Annotated in this window: 19 protein-coding genes and 1 tRNA gene; 8 read left to right on the top strand and 12 right to left on the bottom strand. The window is 68.6% G+C overall.

Annotated elements, in window-relative coordinates; translation table 11 throughout:
- Nucleotides 1-123 precede the first annotated feature (123 nt).
- Nucleotides 124-555, bottom strand: coding sequence for a peptidase inhibitor family I36 protein (locus ACPA54_RS34595; RefSeq protein ID WP_423535829.1), 432 nt, complete (start codon nt 553-555; stop codon nt 124-126).
- A gap of 311 nt (nt 556-866) precedes the next feature.
- Nucleotides 867-2,462, bottom strand: coding sequence for a hypothetical protein (locus tag ACPA54_RS34600; RefSeq protein WP_423535831.1), 1,596 nt, complete (start codon nt 2,460-2,462; stop codon nt 867-869).
- 290 nt (nt 2,463-2,752) lie between these two features.
- Between ACPA54_RS34600 and ACPA54_RS34605 the strand changes: the two genes are divergently transcribed.
- Nucleotides 2,753-3,367: a dihydrofolate reductase family protein gene (locus tag ACPA54_RS34605; RefSeq protein WP_423535833.1), complete on the top strand. Its 615-nt coding sequence runs from the start codon at nt 2,753-2,755 to the stop codon at nt 3,365-3,367.
- A 73-nt stretch (nt 3,368-3,440) separates the two neighbouring features.
- Here the strand turns inward: ACPA54_RS34605 and ACPA54_RS34610 are convergent, their stop codons facing one another.
- Both ACPA54_RS34610 and ACPA54_RS34615 read right to left on the bottom strand, forming a co-directional pair.
- The gene (locus ACPA54_RS34610; protein WP_423535835.1) at nt 3,441-4,052 is read right to left on the bottom strand and encodes a hypothetical protein; all 612 of its coding nucleotides are present in this window, start codon (nt 4,050-4,052) and stop codon (nt 3,441-3,443) included.
- A gap of 47 nt (nt 4,053-4,099) precedes the next feature.
- Nucleotides 4,100-4,666, bottom strand: a complete 567-nt coding sequence (locus tag ACPA54_RS34615; protein ID WP_423535837.1) for a hypothetical protein — start codon at nt 4,664-4,666, stop codon at nt 4,100-4,102.
- Between the two features lie 22 nt (nt 4,667-4,688).
- Here ACPA54_RS34615 and ACPA54_RS34620 point away from each other — a divergent pair, with 22 nt between their 5' ends.
- Nucleotides 4,689-5,399 carry a Sua5/YciO/YrdC/YwlC family protein gene (locus tag ACPA54_RS34620; protein WP_423535839.1) on the top strand — a complete coding sequence of 237 codons (711 nt, stop codon included), beginning with the start codon at nt 4,689-4,691 and terminating at the stop codon, nt 5,397-5,399.
- Between the two features lie 77 nt (nt 5,400-5,476).
- On the opposite strand, the gene ACPA54_RS34625 is transcribed toward ACPA54_RS34620, so the two are convergent.
- Nucleotides 5,477-6,073, bottom strand: a complete 597-nt coding sequence (locus ACPA54_RS34625; RefSeq protein ID WP_423535841.1) for a DUF7691 family protein — start codon at nt 6,071-6,073, stop codon at nt 5,477-5,479.
- Nucleotides 6,074-6,257: 184 nt separating this feature from the next.
- Here ACPA54_RS34625 and ACPA54_RS34630 point away from each other — a divergent pair, with 184 nt between their 5' ends.
- The 3 genes from ACPA54_RS34630 to ACPA54_RS34640 all read left to right on the top strand — a co-directional run bounded on the left by ACPA54_RS34630 (nt 6,258) and on the right by ACPA54_RS34640 (nt 8,207).
- A complete protein-coding gene (locus ACPA54_RS34630) occupies nt 6,258-6,584 on the top strand; it encodes a hypothetical protein (protein WP_423535843.1) in 327 nt (108 codons plus the stop codon).
- 1 nt (nt 6,585) lies between these two features.
- The gene (locus ACPA54_RS34635; protein WP_423535844.1) at nt 6,586-7,596 is read left to right on the top strand and encodes an alpha/beta hydrolase; all 1,011 of its coding nucleotides are present in this window, start codon (nt 6,586-6,588) and stop codon (nt 7,594-7,596) included.
- A 98-nt stretch (nt 7,597-7,694) separates the two neighbouring features.
- A complete protein-coding gene (locus ACPA54_RS34640) occupies nt 7,695-8,207 on the top strand; it encodes a hypothetical protein (protein ID WP_423535846.1) in 513 nt (170 codons plus the stop codon).
- Between the two features lie 42 nt (nt 8,208-8,249).
- Here ACPA54_RS34640 and ACPA54_RS34645 read toward each other — a convergent pair whose 3' ends face one another.
- Both ACPA54_RS34645 and ACPA54_RS34650 read right to left on the bottom strand, forming a co-directional pair.
- Complete coding sequence (locus tag ACPA54_RS34645; RefSeq protein WP_423535892.1) at nt 8,250-9,020, bottom strand: hypothetical protein; 771 nt, start codon at nt 9,018-9,020, stop codon at nt 8,250-8,252.
- Entirely contained in the window at nt 9,004-10,317 is a 1,314-nt protein-coding gene (locus ACPA54_RS34650; protein ID WP_423535847.1) for a hypothetical protein, read from the bottom strand. Before ACPA54_RS34650 ends, ACPA54_RS34645 begins: the two co-directional genes overlap by 17 nt.
- A gap of 422 nt (nt 10,318-10,739) precedes the next feature.
- Between ACPA54_RS34650 and ACPA54_RS34655 the strand changes: the two genes are divergently transcribed.
- A tRNA-Pro gene (locus ACPA54_RS34655) sits at nt 10,740-10,816 on the top strand.
- A gap of 29 nt (nt 10,817-10,845) precedes the next feature.
- On the opposite strand, the gene ACPA54_RS34660 is transcribed toward ACPA54_RS34655, so the two are convergent.
- Nucleotides 10,846-12,378, bottom strand: coding sequence for a tyrosine-type recombinase/integrase (locus tag ACPA54_RS34660; protein WP_423535894.1), 1,533 nt, complete (start codon nt 12,376-12,378; stop codon nt 10,846-10,848).
- Nucleotides 12,379-12,729: 351 nt separating this feature from the next.
- On the opposite strand from ACPA54_RS34660, the gene ACPA54_RS34665 reads away from it, so the two are divergent.
- Together ACPA54_RS34665 and ACPA54_RS34670 are read left to right on the top strand one after the other, a co-directional pair.
- Nucleotides 12,730-13,089, top strand: a complete 360-nt coding sequence (locus ACPA54_RS34665) for a Tn3 family transposase (protein ID WP_423535896.1) — start codon at nt 12,730-12,732, stop codon at nt 13,087-13,089.
- A gap of 4,191 nt (nt 13,090-17,280) precedes the next feature.
- Nucleotides 17,281-17,859 (top strand): hypothetical protein, encoded by a 579-nt coding sequence (locus ACPA54_RS34670; RefSeq protein WP_423535849.1) that lies wholly within the window; start codon nt 17,281-17,283, stop codon nt 17,857-17,859.
- An 849-nt stretch (nt 17,860-18,708) separates the two neighbouring features.
- On the opposite strand, the gene cas2 is transcribed toward ACPA54_RS34670, so the two are convergent.
- From cas2 to cas7c, 4 genes are read right to left on the bottom strand one after another with little or no spacing between them, the layout of a single operon-like run.
- Complete coding sequence (gene cas2, locus ACPA54_RS34675; RefSeq protein ID WP_423535851.1) at nt 18,709-18,999, bottom strand: CRISPR-associated endonuclease Cas2; 291 nt, start codon at nt 18,997-18,999, stop codon at nt 18,709-18,711.
- On the bottom strand, nt 18,999-20,033 hold the full coding sequence (gene cas1c / locus ACPA54_RS34680) for a type I-C CRISPR-associated endonuclease Cas1c (RefSeq protein WP_423535853.1): 1,035 nt from the start codon (nt 20,031-20,033) through the stop codon (nt 18,999-19,001). Before cas1c ends, cas2 begins: the two co-directional genes overlap by 1 nt.
- 15 nt (nt 20,034-20,048) lie before the next feature.
- On the bottom strand, nt 20,049-20,717 hold the full coding sequence (cas4, locus tag ACPA54_RS34685) for a CRISPR-associated protein Cas4 (RefSeq protein ID WP_423535855.1): 669 nt from the start codon (nt 20,715-20,717) through the stop codon (nt 20,049-20,051).
- A complete protein-coding gene (gene cas7c / locus ACPA54_RS34690) occupies nt 20,714-21,568 on the bottom strand; it encodes a type I-C CRISPR-associated protein Cas7/Csd2 (protein WP_423535857.1) in 855 nt (284 codons plus the stop codon). Before cas7c ends, cas4 begins: the two co-directional genes overlap by 4 nt.
- Between the last annotated feature and the right edge of the window lie 7 nt (nt 21,569-21,575).

The following is a 21,575-nucleotide window of genomic DNA, read 5'->3' on the forward strand; positions in this document are numbered from 1 at the left end:
TGTTATAATCACCCTGCCGCCCGGGGGGGGGGGGGGGGGGGGCGGCGGGGGGGGGGGGGGGGGCGGGGTGGGGGGGGGGGGGGGGGGGGGGCCCCCCCCCCCCCCCCCCCCGACGGCCTGCCGTCACACCTCGGCGAAGCAGTTGATCTTGATCGAGCTGGTGCGGTTGTCGCCGACGTTGTTGTTGGCCAGCGTCGTGTCGTTGGTCCAATAACCCGGCAGCGGCTTGCTGTGCGTCCAGTGCGAGTGCGCGCCCGTGTAATTCGCGTACTGGTACAGGTCGACCGTGCAGATCTTGTCGAGCTTCATCGAGCTGATGCTGTTGTCGATTTTCCCGCCGGCCGGCCAGCTGTATGACGCGAGGTCCTTCATATCCCCGGTGATACAGGCCGACTTTCCGCCGAAATTCGTCAGTTGGTACACCTTGACGTAGCAGCTGGCCTGCGCCTCGCTGCCGTCCGCCGTCGCGGCACTTGCCTCGGTCGTCCCGCTGATCAGCAGTCCGGTCGCGGTAAGCGCGGTCAGCACGGACCCGATACGGAAGGCTTTCTTCACGATTCTTTCCTCTCCCCCGACATTGGGAGTGGCCAGCGAAACACAGGCGCCGAGCACGCCGGAAATCCTGTCCAATTTCCGCGGTCGATTCGGCGAATCCGCCGCGCTGCCGTGCTTTGCGGCGCGTTCTCGTGATCTTCGCCGCGTTTTCCCGCGCCGTCCCGCGGTTTCGCCCGCTTCCCGCGCTTCCCCGTGCTTCGCCCGCTTCCCGCGCTTCCCGTGCTTCCCCGCTTCCCGCACTTCGCCTCGTCCCCGGGCGCCCGGTCGGCCAGGCAGGTGCCGTGCCGACCGGGCCGGGGGTCGGAATCGGGTCAGATGAGCGTGAGCAGCATCGTCCCGGTGTAGTCGCCCGACGCGGCGAACGAGGGAATCCGCAGCGACAGCGCCGCGTTGGCGGTGAACTTGCCGCCGGTGGCGCCGATCGGATCGGCCGCCTGCGAGCACAGCAGCGCCGGGCCGCCGCCCAGTGGGGCCGCGGAACCGTTGGCGACCGTGCTGAGGCTGTCCGCGGAGGCCGTGCAGTTCGGCGTCCACGACAGGTTCGCGGCCGGGATCGTGTTCGACGCGGTGGTCGAGGACAGGTCGGTCACCGTCGCGGTCAGCGACCAGCCCATGTGGCCGCCGCGCTTGTCCAGCACCGTCAGCGGGTTGAGTGCGCCGGTAAGCGTCTGCACTTCACCGGTGATCGGCACGTTGCCGAAGGAGACACCGGTGCCGGACTGGCTCAGCGACAGTCCGCCGCTGGTGAGGCCTACGGACACGGACTGGACGGCCGACGTACTTGCGCCGCCGGTCACGCGGAACGGGATGGTCACGGTGCGGGACGGGTCGTCCTGCTCGGTGGCCCGGATGCCCACGGTCGTGGCGTCGTCGATGCGGAAGTCCTGGACGAAGAAGGTCCCACCGCCGTCGGAGACGACGTCCGCCGCATGACCGACACCTTCTCCACCTGCGTTCACGGCCTGCAACGTGACGTGCTTGCCAGGATTGAACTGGGTGCCGTACAGCATGATTCGGGAGCCCACCGAGCCCGAGTCGTACACCGATATGAGCCTCGGCGGCCCCACCGAAGCCTTGACCTCGAGCGGCGCGCTCGCGCTCTTGGCACTGTCCGCGACCCGGAGCACGTAGAAGCCGTCCGGGACATCCGCGCCGATCGAGACCGAGCCGGACAGGGCACCGTCGCCGTCCACGGACAACGAACTGGTCAGCGGCAGGCAGATCGACTCGTCGGCAAGGCAGAGTTGCGCGGCGGGTGTGGTGAAGGGGGTGAAGCGCGCGCCGGACACCGCGGCGGATCCGCCGGGACGCACGGTCGAAGTCCCGACGGAGAGGACGGCCGGCTGGTTCGCCTCGTCCACGGTCACCGACCCGACGGTCTGGTTCAAACCTTCCGTGGTGGTGCAGTCCACGATCGGTCCGACGTCACTTTCGAGCTTGAACCCGGTGACGTTGAAGTCGACTTGGCCGACGCGGTCGGTGGGCATCGCAAATGACGCCGTAAACGGGCTGACGGATATCGGCCCGTCTCGGTGCGCGCTGACAGTGCCGGGCCCGACCACCGTCACCGGCCCGGGCCCCTCGTTGCGACTGCGCGCGAAGAGGCTGAGCGACGCCCGGGCGGCGAGATTCTGCACCTCGATCGGAAAGGGATAATTCACCGCGCCGAGGGTGACCGCGAGATTGACCGTGCCCCCGGGCTGCACGGTCTCCGGTGTGAAAGCGACGGCGACGTCCTGAGTGAGCGTCACCTCCGGGGCGAACGGATTACGGCAGACCATGGTCAGCGACACCGTGGCCGCGCCCGCCGTCGGCGCCAGGGCCACCACGCCCGCGCCGCCGAGCGCCAGAACCGCGGCGGCCGCCGCGGCTTTCCGGGGTATTGTCGTCATGTTGGGAAGTGCCATCCGATGGCGCTCCTAGTCGTGATTGTCAAGGTTCACGGCATTCCGGGAGACACCCGGAATCATCATGGGTCGTATCCGGTTTTCCGGGGAATCCCGAGAATTCCGGCATGATCCAACCAACCTGACAGGCTGCTTGTCCGAAGTCAATGGACCAATCACGGCCGGGTATACGGACGGCCAAATTCACTGCGCCATTCCGGTGGCAATGCGACGGAATCCGACTGATCCGGATCCGGTACGCGTGTCGCTTTCACCGATGAGTTCCACGCCCGTCTAGGGTCTGTCCTGATATGACACGCATCATCGCCGACATTTCGGTTTCCCTCGACGGCTTCGTCACCGGCCCCGACCCCGGCCCGGACCGCGGCCTCGGCACGGGTGGCGAAGCCCTGCACACCTGGGCGTTCTCCGAGGACCCCGACGACCGCCGCATCCTCCGCGACGCGACGGCCCGCTCGGGCGCCGTGGTCCTCGGCCGCCGCCTCTTCGACATCGTCGACGGCCCGCACGGCTGGGACGACGAGACCGGCTACGGCGCGGGCGAAGTCGGCAAGCCGGCATTCGTCGTCGTCACCAGCGCCGCACCGCCGTCGGTACGCCTCACTGACCTGGACTGGACGTTCGTCACCACCGGCATCGCCGACGCGGTCGCCGCGGCACGCGAACGCGCCGAGGCGGCGTCCGCGGCCCGCGGCATGGACCTCGACGTCGTGCTGATGGGCGGCGGCGCCACCGTCGGCTCGGCGCTGGCAGCGGGGCTGGTGGACCGGCTCTCGGTCCACCTGGCTCCGGTCGTGCTGGGCTCCGGAACGCCGCTGTTCCGCGAGGGCCCGCGGCGCGAGCTGGTACGGCGCAGCGTCATGGCGACATCGACAGCCACGCATCTGGTGTACGACGTGGTGTGAGGCGTTGGGGGTTATCCGGGTTTTCGGGCTTGGTCGGGTTTGGTCGGGCTTGGTCGGGCTCGTTCGGGTCCCTTTACTCCCACACCGTGACGTCGAACGTCACGGAGGTGTAGGTCGGCACCGTCGCGACCCGCAGATAGGCGATGTGGCCTTCGTCCGTCTGCAGGCAGTAGCGGGTGCCGACCTTCATCTCGCCGCTCGTGTACGTGCCGTTCTTGCCGATGGCGCGGCTGCATTCGTCCCGGGTCGGCTCGGCGCCCTGGTCGGCGACGAGCGCCAGCACGTTGCTCGACCCGGGCACGTCGAGCGCGGGCGGCGGGACGTTGAAGCCGACCGTCGCGTCGGCCCCCTTGCCCGCGGGCCGCGGGACCGGTGACGAGCTGTCCAGGTCGACGTAGTTGCTCCCGGAGCTGAGCGTGAACTTCGTCGGCCCGGCCAGTACCTTGGCGGGCTGACCGGCGGCCGGTGCGGTGGGGTTGCTTCCGGACCCGGGGGTGCCGGCGGCTTGTGGGGCGGCCGGGTTCGCCGACTGGGCGGAGCCTTTCCCGTCCGAGGAGGGGTCCGAAGAACCGCCCGCGGAACCGCCCGAGTCCGACTTCGTGGCCAGCTGGATCGACACCACGATGCCGATCAGCGGGATCACAATTCCGACCACCCACCAGGCCCACTTCGGCTGATTGCTCACGACACTCCCGCGCACGCATGTTCAAGGCCCGGCGAGCCTACGGGTAGTCACGCCAGGTAGGCGAGCAACCCGACCTCCGGCGCCAGCGCGCCAGGCTGCCCCAGCTCCCGGAACTCGGCTTCGACGGACGGCAGATCGAGCGCGCCGTCCCGTACCGCCTGATAGCGCACGAGCGACCACACGAACGCGTCGACGCTGTCGTAGTCCGTATGGGCCTCGATCACCTGCTCCTCGTGGAACCAGACGGCGACCCGCCCGGTGGTGAGCACGACGAACAGGTTGCCGCCGCCGTCCCCGCCGATCGCCCAGAGGTCCTCGTCCGGAATCGGTGTCTCGTAGTCGGTGTCGAGGACCTCGCACTCGTTGGCCGCGAAGTCGAACCCGTAAGTCCACTCCTCCAGTTCGAGGAACCGCGCCATTTCGCCCGACCGCACCCGCCGGTCGAAGGCCTCCAGAGCCGCGGCCGCTTCCGCGGGCAGCTTCGCCAGGAACGCACCCACCGGCCGCGTCTCCTCCGGTATCTCCACCCGGGGCGCATCGGCGAACCAGCGCGCCAGATCCCCGTCCAGGTCGCGCTCGACGTACCCCACCAGATCCTCAACAGTCACAGGCATCCGGCGAGTTTAGGGTGGAGAGATGACACGGCCCGGCCGGGCACCGGCCACCCTGGACGAGGCCCGCCAAGCGCTGCACGACGGAGCAGCCGTCGTACTCCCCAATTCGGCCCCGCTGACCCGTCTCGTCACCGCCCGGCGCCCCGGAACCGTCAACGAGGCCAAGGCCCGCCGCGCCGACCAGCCGGTCGCCCTCTGGGCCCACCACCCCGACACCCTGGGCGCCTTGGCGGACATCTGGCACCTGGACGACGGCCGGAGCACGATGGCACGCCGCCTGCTGGCCGAAGAACACCTCACCGTCCTGGTCCCCGTCCGCGGAACCGCCGTGCCCGCCTGGGCCCTCCCGGCCGCCAAGGACGGATGGATGCTCCTCTTCGGCGCCCGCCGGCAACCGCTCCGGCCCCTGCTCGACGACCACCCCGTGCTCTACGTCAGCAGCGCCAACCGCACCGGCCACCCGCCCGCCGCCACCACGGCCGAGGCCCTGGCCATGTTCCCCGACACCGTCCCCGTCGTCGCCTTGGCCGCCGCCGAAGACCCCGACGACCGCCACGACCCGCGCGGCCGGCAGGCCACGACGACGGTGCGGCTGCACCCGGACGGGCGCATGGAAATCCACCGGCGGGGCGCCCAGGACCGTGCCTTCGCCGGCCCTGCCGAGTACCTGCGGCACCTCCGTCAGCAATACTCCCCCGCCGAGGGCCCGGGCCCGGCGGCGACGGAGGAGTGAGCGCGGGCGGCAACCGCCAACAGCGATCGCGAGACGCAGCCGGGCCATACACCTCGGCGGACCCGCACGCGTCGGCGTTACGCCAGGAAGCCCACGATTCCGCGACCCGCATGCGTACGGGTCGCCTGAAGCCACTCGCCGATATCCTGGACCGCCTCCCGCACCTCGCCGTCCAAGCCGGCGAACTGTTCCTCGGTCACGGCCTCGTACTGGGTGAGAGCAGTGGCGCACGCCTCCGGTGTCCAGACACCGTGTCCGGGCAGATCGGTGTGCGGTAGCGGCGACGGCAGGCCGTAGCCCAGCTCCGACACGGTGACGGCAGTGATCCCAAGGCCCTTCAGAGCCTCATCCACATAGCCCAACCACGCGTACTTGAACGGCGAGAAGCTGTTGCTCCACAAACGGCGCCCATGGAAGGCGCAAATCATCTGATACGCATATCCGTACTGGAACCCGTGGTTCGCGTCGAACGGCCCGCCTTCCACGACCGCGGTCAGCGCCTCATACCGCGTCGGCGCACCGCCCTCGATCTGATCGGCGAAGTACTCGTCATCCTGCGCCATCTCGCCCTTGAACCGGCCGCCGATGGCGCGACGCACTCTGACATCACCGGATCCGATGACAGCGCGCGGAAGTTCGGGATCGACGAGATACAGCGACAACGCAAGGCTCATACGCCCCAACGTATCCGCGCCGCCCGACATCCCCCTCCCCCGCCTCGCTCCCCCGTGCCACAACCGCTCTTCCTCACTCCCCTTCCAACCACTTGTCCGCCCGCCACCGTCGGCCTAGGCTGCCGCACTGGCACGCAGCCCGTGCCGCGAAAGCCATGGATTCGGGGGAACAATGGCTCCAGATATGAAAGTCGACACCGTGAACCTCAGGGCGGCGTCGACCCACGCGACCATGGTCGGCCACGACCTTCGCCCGGTTGCCGACGCCATGGGCCCGGCGACACTCACCGCAGGGGACCGGATGCCCGGCTTCGCGGGCGTCCGGGCGTTCACCGCAATCGCGATGGCGTGGGGCGCCCAGATCGAATACATCTGCACCGGCTACGAACAAGCCGGAACCGACCTGACGAACAACGCCGCCGCCTACGACGCCACCGAGTCCACGAACCGGACGGTCTGGCAGCAACCACCGTTGGAGCACGCCCCGGACGGCAGCCCCGGGTGGATCTGACATGGTCGACGTCTATCAGCTCCGGGACGCCGATCTCGGCGCCCTCGGTGCGGCCGCCCTGCGCTGGCGGCAACTCGCGGAAGCCCTCGACAAGGCCGAAAGCAACGCGGCGAACAACGTCGGATGGAACCTCCGCGGCTCCCACTGGACGGGACCCGCCGCGGACGCCGCCTACCGCAACCTCGACCGGCTCGACGGCGACCTCCGCCACGCAGCCCAGGAATGCCGCCTGGTCTTCACGGCCGTCGACGCCGCGCACGGCGTCTTCGCCGCGCAGCAGGCGAAGCTCCGCAAACTGCTCGACGACGCGGCCGGACGCTTCTTCGTCACGGCCGGCGGCGAAGTCACCTACCAGGAGGTGACCTTCGGGGCCGGCGCCACGACCCAGGACATCGAGTACGCCACACGCACCAACGACGCCATGCGGGGCGGGGCAGCCGACTTGCACGGCGGCATCGCGGCGATCATGTGGCTCGGCTACGACGCCCCCCAGCAGGCGCTGACCGAGTCCTCGCGGACCATCTACGCCGACCACGGGGCACCGAAACTGGCGCAGTTCTCGGCCGGACTGACGGCCGCACACGAGGGACCGCCCGCGAACACGACGCTGATCGCGCACAGCTACGCGAGCCTGGTGGCGGGACGTGCGTTGGAACGCAACGGCATGACCCTCGACAACCTGGTCGTCGTCGGCGGCGTCGGAACCGGGCCGGAGCACGCCACCGACCTGCACATGCCGGCGGACCACGTGTGGGCGGGGACCGCCGCGGCCGACCTCGTCCCCGACGAGGCGATTCCGGTGAACCCGTCGAAATGGTTCGACGACAGCAGCGTCAGATTCGGGGCCGACCCCACGTCGGAGAAGTTCGGCGCCAACACCCTGCCGACCGACCGCGGGGACATGCCGAGCAGCCCGATCACCATTCCTGCGCACAGTCAGTACTGGGATGCGCGCAGCAGTTCGCTGAAGGCCATGGGTCTGATCACCGCCGGAAAGATGCCTCCCCAATGAGGCGGACCCGGCGGCGCGGGTGCCGCGTCGCGGCGGTCCTCCTGGCCGTCGTGGCGGCGACTTCATGCACGGACACGGAACACACGGGAGGAGAGCGCATGCGCATGACGGAACCCGCGGCACGGGCACGGGCGTACGACCTGATGGGCCTTGCATTGAACGCGCTTGGCGTCCGGGACGACTCCGGTATGCGGTCCGTCGGCGGCCCGTGCGTCGAGGACGCGGACGTGAACAAGCAACGGCACGGATACGTCTCCGTCGGCTATGGCCTGGAGGTGCAGTACACCAGCTTCGCCACGGCCTCCGAGGCCGCGAACAAGGTCCTCAAGGCGTGGGTGGACGCCGGGCACATAGCCACCCAGGGGTGGACGGGCGGAACCTCGGCCGCGCCCGAGCCCGCGTTGTTCGCCCGCAGTGCGCCGGATGGCTACTTGATGTCGGTGAGCGTGAACAACCACATGACGCTCGAATTCGGCGTCTCGTCGCCGTGCTTCCCGGGCCAGGAGACCGCCGCGCCTACGGCGCCGCGGTCGTCGGCGTCGGCCGCGCCTGCCACGCAACCGCCCCGCGCCGACGGCGGTTCGCATCGGATCCGGGACGTGCTCGGCTGATGGCCCGTAGCGCGGTGGGCTCGAGTCCCCCACCCGGCGAGGTCAGACGGGCGGCAGCAGATCGCTTTCACTGACGGTGTACGTCAGCGCGGGATAGCCGAAGTCCGTCTCCTGGTTCTCGCGGCGCCGTAGCCGGTAGAACTCGCGGCTCTGCTCGTCGTCGGCCACCACGAGGCGTGCACCGTGCGGGAGGTACGCATGTCCGTCGCGATAGCGCATGCAGGTCTTCGACGTTCGCAAGGTCACGCCGAGCCAAGGGTTGTCCGCCGTCGACGCCGCCGCATCCCCGACGATCTTGTGCCTGAGCCGCCGATTGGATGCGACCGAGAATACGACGATGCCGTTCTGCGCGAGAGGGATCTCGAACTTCTCGGCAGCGGACCCTTTGGCTTCGAAGACCAGCTTCCGCGACGGGACCGCCTCGGGATGGCGGTAGCAGGAGTAGACGGCGATGAACGACTCGTCGGCCAGATCGAGGGCTTGGTCGGAATGGCTGCCCATGGTCCGGTAGGCGCTCGTGTAGCTCTCGATGAGGGCGTTGTTGAAGCCGACCGGTAGCCCCGCGCATTTCCGGACCCGATGCGCCAGCCGCTCGTGCACCGCCCGGAACCGCTGGGCCGGGCCGCCGTAGCGCGTGGTCGTACGCACGAGAGGCACACCACCGTCTTGCTCGACCCTGGTGAGCACCGCGCCCCGCCGACCTTTCCCCAGGTCTTCCCAGCGAACCGAGGCGGACAGCTCCGCGAACGGATCCTCCTCGGACGCCAAAGCACACGAGATGATCTCGTCCGAGATGCTAGGGCCGGGGGGCAAGGTAATCTCCCGCATTCATGCTGAACAGGAATTCATCGCCGTAATCGACGAAGGACGCGGTTCTGTTCTCCTCGGCATACCGCCCGCGCAGCGCCTCCATGCCGGTAGGCGTGGGCGGCTCCAGCTCCACCAGACCCCCGACCTGCTTGAGGAACGTCCGGCCGTCCCGATGCACGGCCTCGGTACTCGAACAGCGCACCACATAACCCAGGCGAGTCGGGAGCAACTCGGCGGCCGCCGCCGGGGGCCGGATCTCGTGCGTGTACAGGCGGTTGGTGGACAACGGCATGAAGAACACCGAGCCGGGATAGAGCGTCAACGTGAACTGCGCGGGGAACGCGCAAGCGTCGCCTTCGCCAACCGACCCCTTGAGGCGAAACCGGAGCCGCGTAAGCCCGCCGGCACCCTTCACCCCGTAGTCGAAGGCATCTCCGGCCGACGGCTGCGGGGAGTCGAGCCGGTCGTAGAACGTACAGAAGGCCATGATGCCGTTGCCCGGCATGTCCTTGGTCTTATCCGCATGAGCCGAGATTTTCGCCTTGGACTGCTTGGTTTGCGTGGCTTCCTTGGCCTCCTTGGCCTCCCCCTCCCTGGCCTCCCTGGCCTCATTCCCACCCATGCCCCGGTTGCCTTCGGCCGCGGCAGGGGTGTTGTGGTAGATCTGCGCAAGGACGTGATTGAGCGGTGCATGATCCCGGAAGACCGCGGCCGCCTCGCTGTTCAGCGCCTCGACGATGTGGGTGTCGGTCGGACGGAAGCCCTCGGTCGGCCCCGAGAGATTCGTGGAACACCGAAGCAAGCGGAAATGCAGTCCGTCACCGTTCCGCGTGACGGGCGTCAGATAGATTCCCCTGCGGCGGGCCGTCCCCGGCTTGGTCGATTCGGTCAGGGATTGGAACGCGTGTTCCGCGACGATCCGTCCGAAGTAGTCGGCGTCCGGGTCGAAGAAGCGGCGGTAATACACGCCGGCGCCGTGGACCCGGATGGGAACACGACCAACGCCGACGACGGTCCAGGACCTGCCTGCTTCCTCGCGGTAACCGTGCGCCAGCTCCCGGACCACGAACACCCGTGCTGCCGTACGCAGGTTGCGGTCGCTGATGCCGGACACGTCGCCGCACAGGGAGACCGTCTTCCGCGCGAGATCGAGAGGGAGCGAACCGGAGACCAACTCCTCCGGCGTGATCGTGGACCCGAAGAAGTCCTTGACCACGTCCTCGCCATGCAACGCCAAAGGCGCCACCAGAATGTTGCCCGCATCCTCGATGCGGGCTTCCACGGGCCCTGCCCTGTCCATGGAACGCCCCCTGCCCTTCACGGATGTCGGCGGATTCTGCACACGGATGCTCTCACGGGGACTCGCCGACGGGCCGACCGCGAGACGCCCGGCATCCCGCGAGCGCGATCGGCGGGGGCGAGCCAGTACCGGGCGCCAGCGGCCGGCCGACGTAACGTCGCCGACCTCATCCTCATGTCCGAGAAGGCCTGCCCCGCCAGATCCGTCCCAGCAACCTTTCGACCGAGCCCGACGGCTGCAGCGCGCTCGCGGACCCCGGCGATCACCGCCAATCCCCACCGCCCCTTCCCTACCCTCCATCACCCCCGTCCCACCGATTCCATAACCCACCCCAATCACTTCACTCACCCCATATCGGACAACCAAGTGGCGAACCCACCCCCCAGGTGCGGTATGGTTCACGTGCTCGGCCAGCCGGGCACCGGGACGTGGCGCAGCTTGGTAGCGCACTTGACTGGGGGTCAAGGGGTCGCAGGTTCAAATCCTGTCGTCCCGACCAGCGTTTACGCAGGTCGGAGGCCGTTCTCTCTACGAGGAGGGGGCGGCCTTTCCGGTATCTCGAGGCGTGGTGGTCGCAGGGTGGTCGCCGTCCCGCGCCGGCCGACGAGACCCGTTCACGAACTCACCGTCATGCAAGGAGAGATCCGCGGCTCCGACTCCCCTGCCTGCGTCTTTTGGTGGTCGCAGGGTGGTCGCCTGCTCGGACCACGACCGTGCAGCAGCGCGGCGGGGATCCAACAACTCGGTGACTTGCTGTAGCCAACCGCGAGGCTCCGGCGGCATCGCCCCACGCGCACTCGACAGCAGACCGCCGGTCGTAAGGTGCTCCTCGGCCTGCGCGAGAACCCGCTGGATGGTGACGACCGCGGCGCGCGCGGCCGGCCTCGTCAGGTGCGCGTAGATGTTCGCCGTCGTCGACAGGGTCGAGTGCCGCAGCGTCTTCGACACCACCACCAACGGAACCCCCGCGGCGATGGTCAGGGTCGCGGCCAGGTGCCGCAGGTCGTGCATCGTGATCCGCGGCAAACCCGCTTCTGCGGACAGCCGCCGGAACCGGTCCAGCAAGGTCTGCGGCCGCAGCGGACGGCCGTCCGGGCGGGTGAACACCAGGCCGGCGAACGGCCCGGTCCGCGAATCCGCGCCTTCGCGGCGCTGCTGGACCGCGCGGCGCCGCAGCGCCTCGCCGACACGGCGCGAAATGGCCACCCAGTTGCGGCTGTTCCGGGTCTTCGGGGACGTGATGACCAGGCGATTGTTGTCCACGCACGACAGGGTGTAGCGCACGTAGAGCACCCCCGCGTCCACGTGCACGTCGTCCCAATGCAGGCCCAGCACCTCGCCCTTGCGCATCCCGGTCCCGATCAGCACCTCGCACAGATCCGCCAGCAACTGGTCGTGCACGTGGGCGTACTCGAGGAACCGGGCCGCCTCGTCGGCAGTCCACACCACCCGCTCGGGGCTCGGTGGCCGACGCATCACGGGCGGACTCGCCGGGTTCGACGCCAGCCGGTGATGGCGCACGGCGTCGCCCAACGCACTGGAAAGGGTGGCCATGCACCGGTAGATCGTCGTGCGCCCACGTTCTGCGGCGAGCTCGCGGCGGACGAACGCGAGGATCTGTCGGTGCCCGAGGTCGTCCAGGCGCAGCGCGCCGAGCCCGGGGATGAGGTCGTTGCGGACGTAGTCCCGATAGCGGGCGTACGTCGTCGGCTTGAGGACGAACTCCTTCTCGGCGAGCCAGTCTTCGAGGTATTCGGCGACGGTCTGGTTCGGGTCCGCGTCGAAGCCGCACGCTTCACCGTCGAGAAGGCGCCGCAGCGCCGCGTGCGCGGAGGTGTTGCTGTCGAAGCCACTGCGCCGGACGGTGGTGCGAACACCGCGAGGTGCGGGGACATCGACGGCGAACGCCCAGGTCCCGTGTGCGGGGTCAGCGGCCAATCGGGGGCAGCGGGCGCCAAGCTGACGGCGGTCGCTGTCACGGCAGCCACAACGCCGGTAGACACGGCCGCGAGTGGAGGAACGCATGATGATCGCCTCCGGTGGAGCAAGATCCCCGGGCATCACCAGTCTCCGCCTATCAGGCGTACGGTGCGACCACCACCCCCAGGGCGCGCCCCCTGGTGTGCGCCTCTCCCCTTGTCATGGCGTCAAGTGCCCTTGGTCACCGCCGCAGCCGCTACCAGGTGTTGTTGTGACGACGCATTCTACCGCGGCGGGGAGATGGCGCCGTCCGGTTCCCACCCGCGCTGCAAGATCTCGGTCGCGGGCAACTGCTCCGTAACTGTGATGCGGGCCAGAACACTCAACGCGGCAGGGTCTCCACTGTCGGCAGCTTGCCGATACAGCCGTTCCGCACCGTCCCGGCCCCCAGCCTCCTCCCGCAGTTCGGCAAGGGTGTGAAGCGCGGCCGTGATGCTTACCCTGCACTTGCTCCAGTCCGCGCTCGTGCACGTCAACACCCTGCTCGTGCAGCAAGTCCTGGCCGAACCGGCCTGGGGCAAGAAGCTCAGCGACGAGGACCGACGCGGCCTGACTGCGCTGTTCTGGTCAAACGTCAACCCGTACGGCACGTTCCGTCTGGACATGAACGAGCATCTCGACCTGGGGCTCACAAGTGCCCCGCCCCCGCACTCCGGCGGACGCCGCCGACCGCGTTTCATAGGCGGGGGGGCGGTCGTCGCCGGCGACGTGCGGTCCCGGGCGGGTGTGTCCGTGGGGCGCGCGGTGCCGCCAACATACGGGACCGGCAGACTTGATCATCAGTGGGCATGATGGCGCTATGGCGGGTTGGTTGCGCGCGTGTTGGTGGGGGCTGGCATTCCTGGGGACCGGTACGGCGGTCACGATGGTGGTGTGGCTGACCACCGCGCATCCCGAGGGCTCCGCCAAGGGGTGGGGCGTCGCGAGCGGTGTGGCCGGAGTCGGCGCGCTGCTCGTGGGGCTGTGGCAGGCCCGGGTGCCCGCAACCGCGCCGCCGCCGACGCAGGTGTTCGCAGCGGACGGGTCGAACGCGTCGGGCGGGAGCATGCACAATCCCTCGGCCCGCCACACGGGTCCGGGTTCCGGGGCGACTCTGCCGCCGGGACCAGGGGTATCCGCGTCGGGTGGGTCGAACGCGTGGTCCGACGCTGAAAGCCCACCGGAGCGCCCTTGCGACAAGCCAGCCACTTCGACACACCCGACGGCATCAGCGCAGTAGGGATACAGCGCGAACGCTCGCTTTGCGATCCGCGGTCGCCCCGCCGGGCAACCGCCACCAGGCCGGCTGGTACGCGCACGCCCACGTTCCGGAGTTGCGATCCTCGGCCGCCCCCAAACGGCGACCGCCACCAGTTCCACGACGAGGGCCACAGTCTCGTCATCGGAGTTGCGATCCACAGCCGCCCCAATGGACGACCGCCCCCAGCGGCGGCCTCAGCGACCGTGAGTTCGAATGCCTGTTGCGATCCTCGGCCCCCCGAAGGGCGACCGCCACCGCGAATCGACTGGAAGGCGTATCTGGGGTAGCCGTTGCGATCCGTGGCCTGCCCAAAGGGCGACCGCCACAAGGCATCACGACCGATGGAATACGTCCGTGACGATGCGATCCTCGGCCCGCCCCGAAGGGCGACCGCCACCGCCGGTGCCGCCAGGAACGTGTGGGCCGTCGGGGCGCTGCAATCCTCCGCCGTCCCAAAAGGCGCCCGCCATCCGACTCCGAACGCGGCCGTGGCCAGCATGGACGTGTTCCGATCCTCGGCCGTCCCACAGGGCGACCGCCACCCGACACCGCCCAGGACGAACGGGGTCATCACGGCGTTGCGATCCTCGGCTGCCCCAAAGGGCGACCGTCACTTCGCCACAGTCGAAACACGTCACCGCGTCGCGAATGTTGCGATCCTCGGCCGCCCCCGAAGAGCGACCGCCACTGCACCCGCAAGGCCGCACCGGCCGCACCGGGCGGTTGCGATCCACAGCCACCCCAATGAGCGACCGCCACCGGCTTGCCGAGCAGCACCTGCTCGATACTGGCCATGTTGCGATCCTCGGCCACCCCGAAGGGCGACCGCGACGGCGGTGTCGCACGGCGTCAACGCGCGCACGGTGGCGTTGCGACCCTCGGCCGCTCCGAAGGGCGACCGCCACCGGGACGGTCATGCGATGGTGGCGTCGCACCGCTGTTGCGATCCTTGGTCGCCCCCGAAAGGCAACCGCCACGTCAAATCGCCCTGGCAGACCTGCGTAGTCTCGATGTTGCGATCCCCGATCACCCCAAAAGGCGACCGCCACTGGGCCGAACCGGTCCGCGGCCCGGTCCGGAAGGGGTTGCGACCCTCGACCGCCCCGAAGGGCGCCCGCCACTGGTGCTGATCCTGCAGGGCCTGTCCGAGGTCATCTCGTTGCGATTCTCGGCCGCTTCCCAGGGCGACCGCCACGACCAACTCCGCGCGACCACGGACCCGGCCGAGCGGTTACGATCCTCAGCCGCCCCAAAGGGCGACCGCCACTCTTCACCGCCGACACCGTGCTCAACTGCCCGACGTTGCAATCCTCGGCCGTCCCAAAAGGGCGACCGCCACTTTTGTGTGGGCGGCCCCGTCCGCGGGCGCCATCGTGTTGCGATCCTCGGCCGCCACCAAGGGCGACCGCCACGAGATGCCCGTCGTCGACCACGAGCACGTGAAGTCGTTGCGATCCTCGACCGCCCCCCCAAAGGACGACCGCCACTCCAAGGTCGACACCGCGATGGAGAAGCTGACGCCGTTGCGATCCTCAGCCGCCCCAACGGGCAACTGCCACGTGACGGAGCGGGAGATCCAGGCGGCAGAAACCCGTTGTGACCCTCGGCCACCCCAAAGAGCGACCGCCACTACCACGCGCGGGACATGGGCCGGGTCCGGGTGCGGTTGCGATCCTCGGCCGTCCCAAAGGGTGACAGCCGCTGTCGAACCACGCACCGGGCTGCTCGTGCGCCTGGTTCCGATCCTCGGCCACCCTAGAAGGCGAACGCCACCACCTGCATGGGTTCGCGGAGTCGCAGGAGACGCTGTTGCGATCCTCAGCCGCCCCAAAGGGGCGAACGCCGCCGGTGGTCGGAGTATCCGTGGCTTGGCGCGTGGGTGTTGCGAACCTCGGCTGCCCCAAAGGGCAACCGCCACCCTGTCGACCTGCCTCCGGACGCGACCAGCGCACCGTTGCGATCCTCGGCCGCCCCGAAGGCCGACCGCCACCCAACGGCGGCTGGACGATCATCGACACCGGCGCGTTGCGATCCTCGGCCTCCCCCAACGGACGACCGCCACACCGGGCACCGCCCGCCAGGAGGCGCGCTCGATGACATTGCGATACTCGGCTGTCCCAGAGGGCGATCGTCACCAGGACGAAACGCTGGCCGAGTTCGGCCACAACGTGTTCCGATCCTCGGTCGCCCCGCAGGGCGACCGCCACGCCGTGGAGGTTGCCGCGGACGCGATGACCATGTTGTTGCGATCCTCGGCCGCCCCCGAAGGGCGACCACCACCGCGAAGGACGCGGCCAGCGCGCCGTATGCGTAGCGGTTGCGATCCTCGGCCGCCCCAAAGAGCGACCGCCACTGGCGCGCGCGCTGCTCGGCGGTGCGTTCGCGGGGGTTGCGATCCTCGGCCGCCCTGAACAGCGACCGCCACACGAGTACGTGGCCTTCGCCGCGTTCGGGTTCTGCTTGTTGCGATCCTCGGCCACCCCAAGGGGCAACCGCCATCGGGGCTCGTCGTCCTTCTGCATGACGTAGATCCGGTTGTGATCTTCGGCCGCCCCGAAGGACGACCGCCACAGGCGCCAGTACGGTTCGTCGTCGACACCGTTTAGTTGCGATCCTCGGCCGCCCCGAAGGGAGACAGCCACATCCAGGCTGGCTGGCTCGGCGACGCCGAACAACTGTTGCGGTCCTCGGCCTCCCCGAAGGACGACCGCCCTTGGCGAGGTCGCGCTCGTCGGCAGCGAGCGCGAGGTTGCGATTCTCGGCCTCCCCGAAAGACGACCGCCACAGGGTTTCCACCGCGTCTTTGACCAGCGCGGCGGTGTTGCGATCCTCGGCCGCCCTGAAGGGCGACCGCCACGCGTACGCGCCTTGAGGCGGCGCTGCGGGCCCTGCCGTTGCGATCCTCGGCCGCCCGAAGGGCCACCGCCACCGCGCCGGACCTGCGGCCGCTCCAGCGACTGGCTGTTGCGATCGTCGGCCGACCCGAAGACCGACCGCTACCTCGATGGAGTCCCGCAGCTTCGCGACCGAGTCCTGGTTGCGATCCTCGGCCGACCCGAAGGCCGACCGCCACGTCTCTGTCCCGGTGTCGCTGTCCACGGTGAGCAGGTTGCGATCCTCGGCCAACCCGAAGACCGACCGCCATGCTGATTCAACGGCACGTATACGACCAGCGACCAGACGGCAGCCAGCAGTCCACTGCATCAATTCACCAGAAGTTGGACCAATTTCCGCCGTGACACCGGCTATCCACTTAGCGTTTGAAGTTCCGAAGCCGGCAGCCCCGGCCGCAACCTGGACGCGCCTCCCCTCAAGTCACCAGCCACGGCCGTGCGTCCATCGCCGGGCAACCGCTCGACCAACCTAGCCCGCGCGTCGATCTGCCGCTCCTCACCTCGGCCGCACCGAGATCGGCCTCAACACGAGGGGTGTTGAGGCCACCCACCCCGCCAGGTAACGATTCGGCAAACCCTCGATCCCCCAACCCCCGACAGGATAGTTTCCGCAGATCCGGCATTCTGCTTCGGTGCGGGTGGCGTGTCGTGTGGGGACTGGGGGGTCCGAAGCGACAGGGCTCTTGCCGACGGCGGCCCGCGAAGTGCGTTGCCTCGGGATGGCACCGGCTGGCTGCCGAGAACTGGGACGCCCCGTTCATCGTCACGACGACAGTTCGGCTGTTCGAGTCCTTGTTCGCGAACCGACCCGCGGCTGCCCGGCGTCTGCATCGACTCGCCGGCTCCGTTGTGGTGCTCGACGAGGTCCAGTCGCTGCCGGACCGCCTGCTGGTCCCGATCTTGTCAGTACTGCGTGATCTGTGTGAGAACTACGGCACGACCGTCCTCTTGGCGTCGGCCACCCAGCCGGAGTTCACATCGGTCTCGTCGTACGCCGGTGTCGCGCAGCATGAGGTGATCGCCGACCCGGCCCCGTTCTACGAGCAACTGCGCCGTGTCTCCTACGAATGGCGGATGGAGCCCAAGCCGAAGTTGGCGGACATCGCCCGGGACGCAGCCGAGTATGACCACGTTCTGATCGTGGTGAACACGACCAAGAACAGCGCCGAAATCCATCGCGAGCTGGAAGACAGATGGCACGGCGACGCAGACCAGGTGTTCCACCTGTCGACCCGGATGGCTCCCGTACACCGTCGGCAGGTGTTGGACCACGTGTGGACCCGGGCGGCACTGGTCGCCGGCGGTGGTCTTGCGATCCTCGGGTGGCCCGAAAGCCGCCCGCCACAAGATCCATCTGTTCACGAACAAGCCGCTCGATACGTTGCGATCCTCGGGTGGCCCGGAGGGCATCCGCCGCCGTGCGGTTGACGGACGTAGACCCGCTGTATCTCGGGTTGCGATCCTCGGGTGACCGGGAGGCCACCCGCCACCCGTATCCTGGCGAGGTCGCATGGCACAACCGGTGGTTGCGATCCTCGGGTGGCCCGGAGGCCACCCGCCACGATGGGCGCGTCGTACGCTCCCGTTCATGTCCAACGTTGCGGTCCTCGAATGGCCCGGAGGCCACCCGCCACGCTGATCCAAATGCAGGGATCCGCCACAGGTCCACACTCGACCCGCATCTGGCTGGAGCAAACTGCCACGACACGAACCAATTGCTTCTGCTGCACCAGCACAACAGATGAGCACTTGCGGTTCCCAACTCCAGGGCAGCGGGTGGCCGCCTCTGAACCCGTACCAATGCTGGGGACAGCCGACTCCCCGCATACTCCGGCCCGCCAACGCCAGGGGACGCAGAGACAGTATTCAACACCGGGCTAGACATGGGCCGAGTCCCGAAGCTCTGGCATCGCATGGGGCAAGCAGCGCTCGCGATTGTCAGGGAGTCAATCGTCGGAGGTGTCGGCGGCGGACGCTCGCGATCGCGCGAATTCGTGCACGTGCGCTGCGAGAGACGTTCGTCAGGCACGCCTGCGGCACCCGAAGGCCATCCCGAGTCGTCCCCGCCGAACCCGCGTGCGGGCTCACGGCCGACCGGCTGGTCGGCTCGTGGTGATGGAAGCTGTGGAAACGTGTTAGCAGCGGCTGCCCCCTGCGGGACACCGAGGATCGCAGCAGCTGGGTGGTACGGCGTCTGGTTAAGGGAGCGGGCGCACGCCCTCGGTCGACCGGTCGACCGAGGGCGTGACGGACGGCGGATCGTGCGCTGCAGACGCATCATAGGACGATGTCGTCGCGGTGGGGGACGACGTTGGCGACGCCTAGGGTCTTGAGAGTCTGGAAGCCGTTCTTCGGCAGGCGATACACCCGCACGTTGTCCTTGCCCGAGTCGATGAGCCGGTCGACCTCGGCGAGGAGTTCAACGAGACCTTTGGCGTCGGTGGCGATCTCGAAGACGGATTGCTGAACGCGCGTTCCATGGCCTTCGCAGAGCTTGGCCATCTTGCGCAGGCGTCGTCGGCCTTCGGGGCTTGTGGTGTCGACGTCGTAGGTCAGCAGGAGGTCCATCACGCGGGTGTCCAGGGGAGGTAGGCAGGGAGTTCGCCGCGCAGGTGCCGGGCCAGGATGCGGGCCTGCAGCACAGGTAGGAGTCCGCCGCTGACGGGCTGGCCGGCGATGTGATGCTCCCATTCCTGGCGTCGGAGGTCTTGCCATCCTTCGAAGACGATTTTGCGTCCGTCGTCGGTCAGTTCCCAGGTTCCGCCCAGCAGTTCGGTGAAGTGGCGCATGCGGAGTTCGCGGCGGTTGAGGAGTGTCAGGGCGAGCCGGTCGGCGAGCACGGGGCGGAACTCTTCCATGAAGTCGAGGACAAGGCCTGGCTGTCCTGGGCGCATGCCGTGGAGGTACCCGAGGTGAGGGTCGAGGCCGACCTGTTCGGCAGCGCCGAGGGCCAAGCTGCGCAAGAGCCCGTAGAGGAAGGAGAACAGGGCGTTCGTCGGATCGGTGGCGGGGCGTCGGGTGCGTCCTGTGAACGGCGGGAATTCGGGGTTGGGGCGCAGGGCCGCGGGGAGGGCGGCGAAGTAGCCGTCGGCTGCCTGCCTTTCCAGCATCAAGAGTTTGTCGAGGCGGTCGGCGTTGGGAAGTCTGGGGATGGCCTCGGCAAGCTGTTGTGCGGCTGCGCGGAGGTCGGCTTGTGCAGGGCCCGTGGCGTCGCGGCCAGCGCGGAGCAGGACGCGACGGCTGTTGCGGATCTTTCCGGCGACGCAGGCGCGAGCGATGTTCAGGCTCGCGGCGGGGTCGTTGTGGAGTTGGTGTTGGGCGTGGCGTAGGAGGATGTTGCCCGAGGTGGGGCCGTGCAGACGGGCGGTGAAGCGTCCGCCTTGGGTCATCCAGATAATTGGGCGGGCGTCGTCGGCGCACCGGGTGATGAGTTCGGTCGAAAGGTTGATGTGGCCGTAGACGACGATCGAGTCGATGCGGCGCAGCGGGAGGGTCTTACGTCCGGGTGTGTCGGGCAGGACAACGCGGACGCTGTCCTCGTCCAAATGCAGGCTGGCGCCTTGGGTCTGCACGTAGAGGATGTTGAGGATTTCCGTCGGCAAGCCGCGTCCTTCGGGTCATGTCGGTGGGCCGGGTCGACGCACGTCGACGCGGTACAGGTCGTCGAGGGCGTGCTGGTAGCGGCGCGTGTTGGCGAGGACGCCTGGCGTGCATGCGTCGAGGAGGGAGCAACGTCGGCAGCGTTGGTCAGCTCGCGGCGGAGGAAGAACGTTGCCGGCCAGCATCGCGCGGACGGCGTCGGTGGTGACGATGACCTGGTTGCGCAGGTCCGTGTCGACGGCGACAGGGTGGCGTTTGCGGTCGGTGGCGGACCAGATGACCGCGGTGGGGATCTCGACACCGAACATCGCTTCCAGGCACATGGCTTGCGCGGCGACTTGGACATCGCCGGGTCCACCGGGCTGATAGCAGCCGGATTTGTGTTCGACGGGGGTCACTGCGCCGTGGCGGATCTCGACGACGTCGCAGATGCCGGTGAGACCGAGGCTGTCATGCCACACCGGCAGGGCGCGCAGCGTTCTCACGCCGGGACGAGTCTCGTTGCCGGCAGTGTGGACGCGGTCATGGAGGATGGCGCCGCGGGTGGTGGCGGCGTCGTGGACGAAGGTGTCTTCGAGGAGAATCAGTCCGGCTTGGCGGGCGCAGTATTCGTAGTGCTCCAGCGCCGAGATCGCGATCTGGACCGGCTCGCCTGCCCCGTGGGGCGTGGTGGCGGGCGCTGTCATCCCACGATGCGGGTGAGGGTGACGCCGTCGGGCAGGGCACTGTCGAGAATCTCGACCTTGTAGTCACCGAAGCCGCGCGCGGGGCCGGTGCCGAGGGGCTCGATGCGGACGCGGTCGAGGAGTTGGCGGGCGGGGGCCCGCCCGTAGGCGTCGTCGTGGGTGAAGATGTGGAGGCCGCGCAGGCTCATAGAGCCGCGGGTGGAGGCGCGGTCATGGTCGAGCATGAACTGGAAGGCGCGCCAGTAGGCATCGAGGTCGTCGCTGGTGACGCCGGTACGGGCGGCGAGCGGTGCGCTGAAGTGACCTTCGCCTACGTACAGGCCGTAGGGGACGATGTGTTTGGATCCCATCTCGGTGGTCTCGTTCTTGTCGATGTCGGCCTGCCGGGTCTGGGTGACGCGGGTGATGGCGACTTCGAGGGGAAGGACCTCGTCGACGGAGCGGGCGAACGTCAGCTGCATGGGGCCTTGGACGCGTCCGGCGTGCTTGGTGCCGGTGGTCATGACGGCACCGAACATGCGGATGTCGTAGAAGGTTTCGCACATCCATTTCTGGGCTTCTGCGGGCGTGGTCTTGTCGCCGAGCGCGGTGTAAGCGCGTTCGTGCTGCGTGTTGAGGGCGACACCGGCTTCGACGTAGATGTCGTAGCCTGGGCGGCCTTGGTTGAGCAGAGCGATGGTGTTGCGGAGCTTACGTTTGACGGCGACGTCGGTAATCAGCCCTTGGCTGGTAAGAGGGTCGAGGCGCGGCATGCCGCCGCTGTCGGGGTCTCCATTGGGGTTTCCGTCACGGACGTCGAGGAGAAAGACGTAGTCGTGCTTGCGGGTGGGGTCCAGGTGCGGTGAGGTCATCGCTTAC

This window comes from Uniformispora flossi, assembly GCF_049534875.1.
GTDB classification, from domain to species: domain Bacteria; phylum Actinomycetota; class Actinomycetes; order Streptomycetales; family Streptomycetaceae; genus Yinghuangia; species Yinghuangia aomiensis.

Bases quoted from the DNA above. Each gene is read 5' to 3' on its own strand.
- ACPA54_RS34650 (WP_423535847.1), bottom strand. From the start codon at position 10,317: ATGGACAGGGCAGGGCCCGTGGAAGCCCGCATCGAGGATGCGGGCAAC.
- cas2 (WP_423535851.1), bottom strand. From the start codon at position 18,999: ATGGACCTCCTGCTGACCTACGACGTCGACACCACAAGCCCCGAAGGC.
- ACPA54_RS34605 (WP_423535833.1), top strand. From the start codon at position 2,753: ATGACACGCATCATCGCCGACATTTCGGTTTCCCTCGACGGCTTCGTC.
- ACPA54_RS34665 (WP_423535896.1), top strand. From the start codon at position 12,730: ATGCTTACCCTGCACTTGCTCCAGTCCGCGCTCGTGCACGTCAACACC.
- ACPA54_RS34600 (WP_423535831.1), bottom strand. From the start codon at position 2,462: ATGGCACTTCCCAACATGACGACAATACCCCGGAAAGCCGCGGCGGCC.
- ACPA54_RS34660 (WP_423535894.1), bottom strand. From the start codon at position 12,378: ATGCCCGGGGATCTTGCTCCACCGGAGGCGATCATCATGCGTTCCTCC.
- ACPA54_RS34620 (WP_423535839.1), top strand. From the start codon at position 4,689: ATGACACGGCCCGGCCGGGCACCGGCCACCCTGGACGAGGCCCGCCAA.
- ACPA54_RS34615 (WP_423535837.1), bottom strand. From the start codon at position 4,666: ATGCCTGTGACTGTTGAGGATCTGGTGGGGTACGTCGAGCGCGACCTG.
- ACPA54_RS34640 (WP_423535846.1), top strand. From the start codon at position 7,695: ATGCGCATGACGGAACCCGCGGCACGGGCACGGGCGTACGACCTGATG.
- cas4 (WP_423535855.1), bottom strand. From the start codon at position 20,717: ATGACAGCGCCCGCCACCACGCCCCACGGGGCAGGCGAGCCGGTCCAG.
- cas7c (WP_423535857.1), bottom strand. From the start codon at position 21,568: ATGACCTCACCGCACCTGGACCCCACCCGCAAGCACGACTACGTCTTT.
- ACPA54_RS34635 (WP_423535844.1), top strand. From the start codon at position 6,586: ATGGTCGACGTCTATCAGCTCCGGGACGCCGATCTCGGCGCCCTCGGT.
- ACPA54_RS34630 (WP_423535843.1), top strand. From the start codon at position 6,258: ATGAAAGTCGACACCGTGAACCTCAGGGCGGCGTCGACCCACGCGACC.
- ACPA54_RS34625 (WP_423535841.1), bottom strand. From the start codon at position 6,073: ATGAGCCTTGCGTTGTCGCTGTATCTCGTCGATCCCGAACTTCCGCGC.